Below are 10,173 nucleotides of genomic sequence, written 5' to 3' on the forward strand. Positions count from 1 at the left end.
CTACAACGGTGACTTCAACGAGATCAAGAACAACCTTAACACCTGCATCGATGCTGTCAACGCACTCGTAGCTGACGCCAATATGTTGGCAGAAGCGGCTGTCGAGGGTCGGTTAGAGACCCGCGCTGATGCGAGTAAGCATGGCGGCGACTTTGCCAGGATCGTCAACGGCGTCAACAGCACCCTGGATGCCATCGTTGCTCCTGTCAACGAAGCGTCCGCGGTTCTAGAGAAAGTTGCCGAAAGAGATATGACCGCTCGTGTCAAGGGTAATTATCAAGGCGACTTCGCCAAGATTAAAGATGCGATCAACACTGCTGTCGGTAACCTCGATGGCGGCCTCACTCAAGTAGCTACTGGTTCTGAGCAGATCGTTTCCGCATCAGGCCAGATTAGCGCTGGCGGTCAATCACTGGCCCAAGGCGCTGCCGATCAGGCATCAGCGCTAGAAGAAGTAAGCGCAAGCCTGCAAGAAGCAGCATCTATGAGTGAACAAAACGCAAACAGCGCTCAAGAGGCGCGAACCCTTTCAGAGCATGCTCAAACAAGCGCTGGCCGAGGCGTTGATGGCATGAAGGGTCTCTCTGATGCCATCAACAAGATCAAAACCTCATCTGATGACACCGCTAAGATCGTCAAGACCATTGACGAGATTGCGTTCCAGACCAACCTGTTGGCGCTGAACGCTGCAGTTGAAGCTGCAAGAGCCGGTGACGCAGGCAAGGGATTTGCTGTTGTGGCTGAAGAAGTCCGCAACCTGGCCATGAGAAGCGCCGATGCTGCAAAGAACACTGCCAACTTGATCGAAGAATCGGTTAAGAACGCAGAGAACGGCGTAGGCATCAACGCTGAAGTCCTTAAGGTCCTGGAAGAAATCAATGACCAGGTCAATAAGGTCAGCCTAGTGATGGGCGATATCGCCGCATCATCCGATCAGCAGCGTGCTGCAATTACTCAGATTAACTCTGGTGTAGACCAAGCTAACCGAGTAACTCAGCAGACAGCGGCCAACTCACAAGAATCCGCAGCAGCGGCTGAAGAGCTGTATGCCCACGCGGAAGAAATGCAAAATATGGTTTCGACTTTCCAGTTAACTGACACAATCACGAAGACTGGTAAGAAGAATACGAAAACCAAGGCAACGTTAAGAGAAGCCGCCTAAGACTGCTTCTCTTCTACCCCTCGCAAAAGAGGCGGGCCAATCGGCCCGCCTCTTTTCTCTTAATGCTAATTTCGATTCTGCCTTTAGGCTATCGCCTTCTCCGGAATACCTAATACGCTGTATGCCTCAAATCGCCGATCTGGCTTTTAGGGTCAGGTAGTAGTTGACCAGGTCGCGTGAGAGGCGTTCCGGCTCGGAGTCGATGACGTGGATGCCTTGTTGTTCGAGAATTCGTATTGTTGCCTGACGATCATGCGCTACTTGAAGGGCAACCGCTCGATTATAGACAGCGCTTGAATCGGAAGCTGCCGTTCGAGTGAGTTCCGATAGGCGCGGGTCAGCAACCGTAACGCAGAGGCATAAATGGGTATGAGATAAACTGCCCAGACAACGGATTAACTCTCGCGAACTCTCAGGTTCCTGTAAATCGGTGAAAAAGACCACCAAAGAGCGCTTTCGCCAACGGCTATAAAGATAAGTAACCGCCATTCGATAATCCGGCTCGACCGGCTCTGCTTGGACTCCATGCAGAGCTTCAAGAATAACCTCCACTTGCTGTCGCCCGCGTTTGGGGGGCACAAAACGCTGCATAATATCGTTAAAAAGTAGTAGCCCCAGCCGATCATTAGCGGTTACGGCGGCATAAGCGAGCATGAGAGCGGCATTCATTACGTGATCGAGTTTGTGTACTTGCTCGACATCAGCCATCATATTTCGACCGGTATCAATGACCAAAAACACGCTTTGGCTTCGTTCTGCTTCATATTCGCGGACAATCGGCTTGCCTTTTCGAGCGGTCGCTTTCCAATCGATGCGCCGATACTCATCATCCGGCGTATAATCTCGCAGCGCCTCAAACTCAGTACCCACCCCTCGCAAACGTGTCCGCCGTATTCCAATATCCCTTAAATGTCCTTTATTGCGAAGCAAATCATACTGCTTCAGCGCTAAGACGTTGGGATAAACCTGAACGATTTCCTCAGCCTTCAACCGATAGGTTCGCCACCAAAATCCAAGCGGCGTCAAGCATCGCACGAAGATGTCGTTGAACTGATAATCGCCGCGGGCTTTGGGGGTGACATGATAGGTAACGGCATGCTCCGAGTGAGGTGTTAAAATAAACTCAAATTCACGGGTATCCCATGACATTTCAGGAGGCGGTTCATCCCGCAGCTTGACTTGAAGCGGTTTATCTATTCGGCTTCTTAGCTTCAGATGGATTGGGTTTGCGACAGTAATTGAAAGTACCGGATCGTGCTTACGTTCAACTTCAAAGCTATCTTTTCTCGGCGCCTGTATTAGATCGATGATCGCTATGACAAATAAAACCAAATCATAAATAGCCACCAGCCAAACAAGCTGATGCGAATATGCGATAGGGATCGCCAGAAGGAGCCCCAGCCCCAAGACAACATAAAACCGCGATGTTAATGCCATAACCCCCCATTTCTACCCTATCCGCCATAAATCCTGCAAAGAATATAAGCATGAAAGAAAATCCCCTCCTCGTCGAGGCGGGGCAGGAGTGGTTCAGGAAAGTCTCTTGAAATACAACGGGCCATTATTGAGGCGTCTACCAGTGGTTATTACACCTTAGGCAGGCGCACAGTGAAGGTGGCGCCTACTCGGTATTCACTTTTAACCGTAATTGTGCCGCCATGCGATTCGACGATATGTTTCACAATGCTCAAGCCAAGACCGGTGCCGCCGGTTGCTCGGGAACGGGCTTTATCTACTCGATAAAACCGCTCGAAAATTCGCGGAAGATCCTCACTCATAATCCCGATGCCCGTATCCGATACCGATACGATAATATGATCGTCCTCTTCCCTCCCGACTACTTTGATTTCGCCTTCGGGGGTGTATTGGATGGCGTTTTGGATGAGGTTGGAAAAGACTTGCTGCATTTGTTCGCGATTTGCCTGAGTGAATAAAGCCCCTTGCAAAGATGCCTCCAGGATCAATCCAACCTCCTTGGCCAGGGGTTTAAGATTAGCAACAACCTCATCTATCACATCGCCGAGATTAACTTTAGTTTTCACAGGTGGCTGCGATTCGGCATGGCTTAGGATGAGCAGATCATTGGCAACAGTGGCTAAACGATCAGACTGTTTGATAATATTATAAAGCCACTTCTCCCTCATCACCGAATCAAGCTCTGGATCATCCAAAATCGTCTCCGCCATAGCGCGGATACTGCTTAAGGGAGTTCTAAGCTCATGAGAAACGTTAGCAACAAAGTCCTGGCGTATTTTCTCCAATCGGCGAAGTTCGGTGATATCACGCAAGGCAACATAAAAACGTCCCTGCTTCTCTTTTACACTCGGCTGCGGCCAAATGGAAGCACGGACTATCAATTCAGTCGGAGAGGTTAATTCCATCTCGCGGCGCGTAAGGCGGGGGTCTTCAACCACTTCCAAAAAGAAATCGTGAAGATTATAGCTAAGAGTGAGCGCAAGCAAAGTTTTATCTTGGGGCGAATCGAACTCAAACATACGCCTGGCTGACTGGTTGCCAAATTCAATGACTCCATTAGTCGAGCAGACAAATACAGCCGACTCCATCCCTTCGGCAAGTCCAGTGAAATCCGCTCGGGCTTCCTTGGCTAAGCGTTCCCATTCCCCAGCCTGCTGTTGGTTCTCTTTCGCTTTCTGGCTGTGCCCAAATACCAAATGCTCAGCGAGAGTAGCTTGAACCCAAATATACGCGCCAAGAAATACGCATAAAAGCCCCATAATCAGCGCGGCCCATCCTAATGGATGCCATACGATAAGAATGAGCGCAATTAAGGTCAAAACTAAAGCCAGCCATCGATTAATCATTAAACACCTTTATGGACTAAATTTATATCCAATTCCGCGTACGGTTATAAATCGTTCAGGGTTGTCAGGGTCGTCTTCCAACTTCGAGCGAAGCCATCGCACATGCACATCAACGGTTCGAAGGCCGACATAAGCGTCCGCCCCCCATACTCGATCCAGTAACGTATCGCGCGATAAGACCCGTTCTGCATTTTGGGCGAATAACAACAGGAGCGCAAACTCTTTTGGCGTCAACTCAACCGACGCCCCGCCCTTTTTTACCTGATGCTTTACTGTATCGATAACGATATCACGGACTTTAATCGCCTCGTCGCTCTTATCGTCATGAGTTCTGCGAAGAATAGTTTTCACACGTGCGACTAGTTCACGCATACTAAAGGGTTTGACCATGTAGTCATCCGCGCCCAGTTCCAATCCCTTCACTCGGTCATCTTCCGTCCCCTTAGCGGTGAGGAAAATAATAGGAACCTGGCTTTCAGCGCGGAACATTTGGCAGAGATCAAAACCGCTTCGCCCGGGGAGCATCACATCAAGCACGATAAGATCGGGGGGAGTTTGATGAAACCGTTTGAGAGCCTCATCGGCATCTGCAGCAGTGATGACAGTATAGCCTGCACGCTGCAGATTATGCTGGGCAGTCTCCAATATCGATGCTTCGTCATCAACCACTAAAATTTTCATTCTGCGATTATTTCGACATTCGCGCGCGGAACAATTACCTGCTCTCCACTCTCTAATTTGGCTCTTAAAATGCGCACATGCGCGCCCGATTCGATAACGGTTAGCTCCGGCGGCAATTCAACCACTGCGCCGAGCTGACCGAAATAGGGCTGACGAATAACACGGATTGGAGTGCCGATTTTGAGTTCCATCGCGCCTGATTTCCCTTTACCGGCTGACTTCTCATCAACATGAGCCATCGGCACAATAATTTCAGGACGCTGTACACCGGCGCGGATTTGGGTCGTGCCGTTTATTGAAGCTTGTTTGCCCTCGAGTGATTTGAGCAGTTCGAACGTCCGTTTGGCCATCCTGATATTGCCAAAGCCTTCAGTTAAGATTAAAGATAAGGGAATACTCTCTTGGCCTGTGATCGCCACACCGATGTCAAAGCCGAGATAATCCCTAAGATCGAGGTCGTTAAGAAGTGAGGCAACAATAAGACCGATAATGCCAATCTTGTCCGCTTTCTTCAAAGCAGCGCCTGTAATGCCTCCTGCGCAAATGACCACTTTGCCAGCCATCTCTTCACTTAGATCGGAAACATCCAGAACATCTTTGTCTTCGTCCCCAACGATGATAATATCTCCGAGTCGCTCTCCGCCTATGCCGAAAATACCTTGAACCAGAGCGCCTTCTGCTTCAATAACCGCGCCTTCTAGCGGCATAACTTCAATAACCTTGCCGCGAATATACGCTGTACGTTCGACAGGGGTAGAAGGTTCTCGTATCTGAGCGTGTCCGGAGATTTCAGATATGTTTTCGATTGTGCCTTTGACCGGTGAGTTAATCAAGGACTTAAACAAGCCAAAAAAGCCTTTTGACTGTGCAATAGGTTGATCTTTTTCAATCATATCACCGACTTTAGCCAGTAAGTATTCAGGAACCTCATTCGGAGGGACACCCAGTTGCTCTGCCAACTTCACATTCTGAAGTGGTCCAGGCAGCATCGCCTGTGCGAGTATGGTCGCCGGTTCGACGATATCCCCTACTTTAACAAACACCTCACCCTTAATCGGTAAACGCCTAACCTTTCGAATGGTCGTTTGTGCGCTAACTGTTAATCCAGGTGTATATGCTCCGCCCAAAACAAGTGCCTCCTACTGAAGTTATTTGTATTTTAGCCGTCACAGACAAGCTTTGTCAATTTAAGCTGACTGTGCAAATTGTCAATGTGAGGTATGATAGTGTCTATACTATTCTCTAATGCCTTTCAACCTCAAAAAAACCCTTGAAGCGTCCAGTGCTTTTGGGCGCGAGGGTCTTCGGAAGCTGGCCGCTGACGACTGACAGAAATTTCATATTTGATCTTTCAACTCAATACAAACCACTATCACATAGTGATAATTTTGCAATAACAAAGAGGGAACAGAAGCCGGAGATGGGTCGTCAATACTAGTGTATCTGAAGTTCATACTAGGTTCGCTCTTGTGAAGATACTGCCACGCTTTGCATTTGCCCTGTTGTCTTTTTTGTCCAAGGTCTTTTCCAGACCTACTTTTGATTTTAACGGTGATTAACTACCTGTTTTTTTGGTAAGTTAGGAGTAAGCAAGGTGTCGGAAAAACATTTATCTAACATATGGAAAACTCTGTTGTCGATAAGCTTGTTGTTATTGATAGGGCTTCTGGGTGTTTTCGATTACTTCACCGGGCCGGAAATAACGATTATTGTTCTATATCTAATCCCCGTTGGGCTAGCGGGTTGGTATGTCGGCTGGAAAATTGGAACGCTGACTTCAGTAATGAGCGCGCTTACCTGGTATGTTGTGAATAAGCTAACATACGGGCAGACATATGAGCACCCTCTTATACCCATCTGGAATGCTTTAACTATTTTGGTATCATCCATTCTGGTCACTCGCCTTTCATCTAAGTTGTGGCAGGCTCTAAATGTTGCAGTTATGTTTGCAAGAGTAGATTATTTAACCGGCGCTTGGAATAGACGAGCTTTCCATGAACTAGTTGAAATCGAAATTTCACGACTTGAAAGACAGGGATACCCCTTTAGCATTCTTTATCTGGACGTGGATAATTTCAAGGCGGTAAACGACCGTTTTGGCCATGCTGCCGGTGATAATGTGCTCAAAGGAGTTGTTGCGGCGATGAAACGTAAACGCCGACCGGAAGATGCTGTTGCGCGACTTGGTGGAGATGAATTCGCAGTCTTACTAAGCCATACGAATGATGATGAAGCAAGAAATATTTCTTTGCGAATACAGGATATGCTCAGGGATACCGTTAGCGCTCGATGGCCGGTCGCATTTAGCGTTGGCACAATAACTTGTCATCAACCTCCTGCCTCGGTCTACGAATTAATTGATAAGGCAGACCAAATGATGTATAAAGCTAAACGAGAAAACAAAAAAGCTATTGACAGGGCATTGCACGCTGAAATTTTTAAAGCTCATACTTTCTAAACAGGAAATTACCCATCAGGCATTAAAGGCGATTTCGCTCGCCGCAATAGAAACGATTGCTATCTAAGTTACGCACTATAAAACTTATCCCCTAAACCCACCGGTACGTTTTTCGGATTCAAGTTCTAAAGATGAGATGTCGTGCCCGATGCGGTCGGTTAAGAGTTGGAGAGTTTCTTCATCGGCATCGGGGGGGACAACGATGGGATCGCCAATTATCATGCATGCTTTGGCAAAAGGTAAAGGAATTTGATACCTATCCCAGGAGGAAATGTGGATACGCGGATAGGCGCTTACACCGATGGGAATGATAGGGCAACCGGATTTTTGGGCGATAAAAAGAGCGCCTGGTTGAACTTTGTGTGATGGACCTCTCGGACCATCCGGAGTAAAGGCAAGGATTCCTCCATTTCTGACATCTCTCGCCGCTTGAAGCGCAGCTCGAACGCCTTGTCTTTTGGTCGAACCCCGAATGGTCTTAAAGCCAAATCGCGAAACGATGACATTTTGGATCTCGCCATCGCGTGATAATGAGATCATTGCAAGGAGATTCTTACCACGTAACTGATTGGCTGGTACAAACGTTCGTCCATGCCAACTTACCAAAACTGCACCCTGGCCGTTATCAAAGCGTTCTTGAATGACGCCCCAATTCTCAACCCGAATACGGAGGGTTTTACCCACTAATCGAGCCACAGACCAGACGATTGTGCCCAATACCTTCGGGCGCGCTTTTTGCCACCAATTCTTAAACATAAGTTTTTATTAATGAGAAAATTGATCCGCCGCGATGAAAACCCATTTAAAATAAAGATAGACCATCACAATGACCAAAACTCCTGAGAGGATGAGAAACGAAAGACAGCTAAGAGACCCGATTCCCGCCTTCGCTCGTTTTGTCTGAGACTCATATTCACTCTGAAAGACATTCGCCAATCGTTCCAACGCCGGCACAATGTCACCGGTCTGCTGAGCGGTCATCATTAGGCCTGAATATTCATAAGGGATAATTCGGCTGGCTTCGAATGCCGCTGCGATACCTTGGCCTTGTTGAAGAACATTCCCTGCAATCTGAAGTTGTGATGAGATGACGTAACTGGGCACTGCATTCGCTGCAGCGCGCCAAGCAGTTTCAGGCGCAATTCCTGCTGATGAAAGCCGGCGCAGGTTCAATAGAAAGAAACGCAGCGACTCGCTATGAATGCGCCCTCGCCCCTTTCCACTCAAGTTAAAAGCCATTTGATGCCTCCAACTTAAAAACTGAGGCATACTCAAAGCGCGTCGTACGAGCCAAAAGATGATATAACCTCCAACAAATAAGGGAGTGATCTTATAGAGGCATACATCCCAATATGCCCGAAGCAATATCATCACGTTAGCTGAAATTGAGATCGCGGTAGGGCTTTCTGTCGGCGTAAGTTTGGAAGATTCTTTCAATATCACTGGGATTAAAGGGATGCCATAGACCAATGTAATAATCCCGTTCCAGGTAACCAACCGCGGAAGCCACCACAAACGCCTGTAGCTAATCGATTCTTGATAAAAATCCGCCAAATCACCGCAGGCAGCCGGCATATAGCCTCCGATTTCACCGGCTCTTATCGTGCCGACTGCATGGGGGCTGAAAATGTAAGGGTAGCGCGCCATCACCTGCGAAATCGATTCCCCTCGAAGCGCGCCATCATGAATCGCAATTACCGCTTTCTTCAAGAATTTTGTTCTGATGCGGTCGGCCATCGAACGCATCGCTTCCGTAGGAACAACACCTGCATTCAGAAGAGATTGCAGTTGAGAAAAGAACAAGAAGAGCATCTTATCATTAGATAATGGAGTCTTGACGATCTCGCTGTGAGGAGTTGTATCGGTAGAAACCGCCTGGCTCTGAGGTTGAGTAGATTGATCATTAGGTTGGTTGGCCTGAATTAATTGTCGCAAAGTGAACCCGCGCTCTTTGAGGCGAACTTCGACCTCTTGCGGTGAGCTTGCCTTAATCGTGCCGTTTATTTCGCGCCCATTTTTATCAAGCGCTTGGTAATGATAGAACGCCATCGGCATAGACGCGAACCTCCTGTGCGACATTCATTTCGTGCGCCAATAAATCCTTAACACTGCGGCCGTCCGGCAAGATAAGCTTCGGTGCAATCTCATTCAAAGGCGCCAATACGAACGCCCGCTCGGCTAGGTGCGGGTGCGGAACCGTTAACTCAGGAGTTTGAATAGTGTCATCATCGTAAATCAGAATGTCGACATCAATCGAACGCGGAGCCCACAAAGTAGAACGCTCCCGCCCAAGTTCGTTCTCAACTGCTTGACAAATCTGAAGCAGTCTATTTGGTCTATGATCAGTTTGAACTTCGATAACGGCGTTTAAGTAATCCGGACCAGGTGTGGTTTCCCACGGTTTGGTCTCATAAACTCGTGAAACTTTGGTGACTACCACCCCTTTACACGCCAAGCCTTTCACCGCCTGTTGTAAATACTCCAACCGGTCACCAAGATTCGACCCCAAGCCCAGATAAGCAGTCCCCATATTCTCAATGATACCTGCCAAGCCAGACGGGAACGCAGTCTGTATTACGTAGTATATATATCCGGAGGAGAAATCAGATCGGATATGGATCATTACTATTGTGTCATTGCGAGCCGAATCTGCCTTTCGCCTGATACCCTCTTCTTTGCCTTTTAAGGATGATGGATGCTAAAATCGGGGTATGGCTGGTAGACGCGATTTGACGATACAGGAGAAGGCTTGGGCTGAGGCGCTTTGTAAATTGGGAAGCGTTGAAGAGGTTGGCGCGTGGCTACCGGATGAGCGATTACTGTTGATGGATCGTATCGCCAAAGGATTCGACGGGCTTGAATGGTGCGAGTGGCATTCTGCGCTTATGGACTGCGTGGTGAAACAGCTTTTCGAGATGGCAGTCACAAAGGCGCGTCATGAGATGCCTGGTCATACTGATGTTGAACCTGAAATCGCAGTAGTTGCGACTGGCGGGTATGGACGCCGAGAGCTTTCGCCCTATTCCGACCTCGACCTCACTTTCATCCCC

General features: G+C 48.3%; 10 protein-coding genes. 3 read left to right on the plus strand and 7 right to left on the minus strand.

The features are described 5' to 3' along the window. On the plus strand, positions 1-1,162 hold a 1,162-nt coding region (locus WCO51_05275; protein MEI6512672.1), incomplete at its 5' end, for a methyl-accepting chemotaxis protein. Between the two features lie 126 nt (positions 1,163-1,288). On the opposite strand, the gene WCO51_05280 is transcribed toward WCO51_05275, so the two are convergent. The 4 genes from WCO51_05280 to WCO51_05295 form a co-directional block, all read right to left on the minus strand. Next, positions 1,289-2,599, minus strand: coding sequence for a DUF58 domain-containing protein (locus tag WCO51_05280; GenBank protein MEI6512673.1), 1,311 nt, complete (start codon positions 2,597-2,599; stop codon positions 1,289-1,291). Between the two features lie 149 nt (positions 2,600-2,748). Next, positions 2,749-3,984 (minus strand): ATP-binding protein, encoded by a 1,236-nt coding sequence (locus WCO51_05285; GenBank protein ID MEI6512674.1) that lies wholly within the window; start codon positions 3,982-3,984, stop codon positions 2,749-2,751. Positions 3,985-3,993: 9 nt separating this feature from the next. Beyond that, positions 3,994-4,665 (minus strand): response regulator transcription factor, encoded by a 672-nt coding sequence (locus WCO51_05290; GenBank protein MEI6512675.1) that lies wholly within the window; start codon positions 4,663-4,665, stop codon positions 3,994-3,996. Further along, positions 4,662-5,792: a hypothetical protein gene (locus tag WCO51_05295; GenBank protein MEI6512676.1), complete on the minus strand. Its 1,131-nt coding sequence runs from the start codon at positions 5,790-5,792 to the stop codon at positions 4,662-4,664. The genes WCO51_05290 and WCO51_05295 overlap by 4 nt, the downstream gene beginning before the upstream one ends. A 467-nt stretch (positions 5,793-6,259) precedes the next feature. On the opposite strand from WCO51_05295, the gene WCO51_05300 reads away from it, so the two are divergent. Next, positions 6,260-7,123: a GGDEF domain-containing protein gene (locus WCO51_05300; protein MEI6512677.1), complete on the plus strand. Its 864-nt coding sequence runs from the start codon at positions 6,260-6,262 to the stop codon at positions 7,121-7,123. Positions 7,124-7,207: 84 nt separating this feature from the next. On the opposite strand, the gene WCO51_05305 is transcribed toward WCO51_05300, so the two are convergent. From WCO51_05305 to folK, 3 genes are read right to left on the minus strand one after another with little or no spacing between them, the layout of a single operon-like run. After that, positions 7,208-7,879 carry a lysophospholipid acyltransferase family protein gene (locus tag WCO51_05305; GenBank protein ID MEI6512678.1) on the minus strand — a complete coding sequence of 224 codons (672 nt, stop codon included), beginning with the start codon at positions 7,877-7,879 and terminating at the stop codon, positions 7,208-7,210. A 9-nt stretch (positions 7,880-7,888) separates the two neighbouring features. After that, positions 7,889-9,178, minus strand: coding sequence for a type II secretion system F family protein (locus WCO51_05310; protein MEI6512679.1), 1,290 nt, complete (start codon positions 9,176-9,178; stop codon positions 7,889-7,891). Beyond that, positions 9,144-9,653: a 2-amino-4-hydroxy-6-hydroxymethyldihydropteridine diphosphokinase gene (folK, locus tag WCO51_05315; protein MEI6512680.1), complete on the minus strand. Its 510-nt coding sequence runs from the start codon at positions 9,651-9,653 to the stop codon at positions 9,144-9,146. Before folK ends, WCO51_05310 begins: the two co-directional genes overlap by 35 nt. A 181-nt stretch (positions 9,654-9,834) precedes the next feature. On the opposite strand from folK, the gene WCO51_05320 reads away from it, so the two are divergent. Then, positions 9,835-10,173, plus strand: a 339-nt coding sequence (locus tag WCO51_05320) for a hypothetical protein (protein MEI6512681.1), incomplete at its 3' end; no start/stop codon positions are given.

The organism is bacterium, from assembly GCA_037131655.1.
GTDB lineage: Bacteria > Armatimonadota > Fimbriimonadia > Fimbriimonadales > JBAXQP01 > JBAXQP01.

Coding starts and splice junctions, on each gene's coding strand:
- WCO51_05280 (MEI6512673.1), bottom strand. CDS start 2,599: ATGGCATTAACATCGCGGTTTTATGTTGTCTTGGGGCTGGGGCTCCTT.
- WCO51_05285 (MEI6512674.1), bottom strand. CDS start 3,984: ATGATTAATCGATGGCTGGCTTTAGTTTTGACCTTAATTGCGCTCATT.
- WCO51_05290 (MEI6512675.1), bottom strand. CDS start 4,665: ATGAAAATTTTAGTGGTTGATGACGAAGCATCGATATTGGAGACTGCC.
- WCO51_05305 (MEI6512678.1), bottom strand. CDS start 7,879: ATGTTTAAGAATTGGTGGCAAAAAGCGCGCCCGAAGGTATTGGGCACA.
- WCO51_05310 (MEI6512679.1), bottom strand. CDS start 9,178: ATGCCGATGGCGTTCTATCATTACCAAGCGCTTGATAAAAATGGGCGC.
- folK (MEI6512680.1), bottom strand. CDS start 9,653: ATGGGGACTGCTTATCTGGGCTTGGGGTCGAATCTTGGTGACCGGTTG.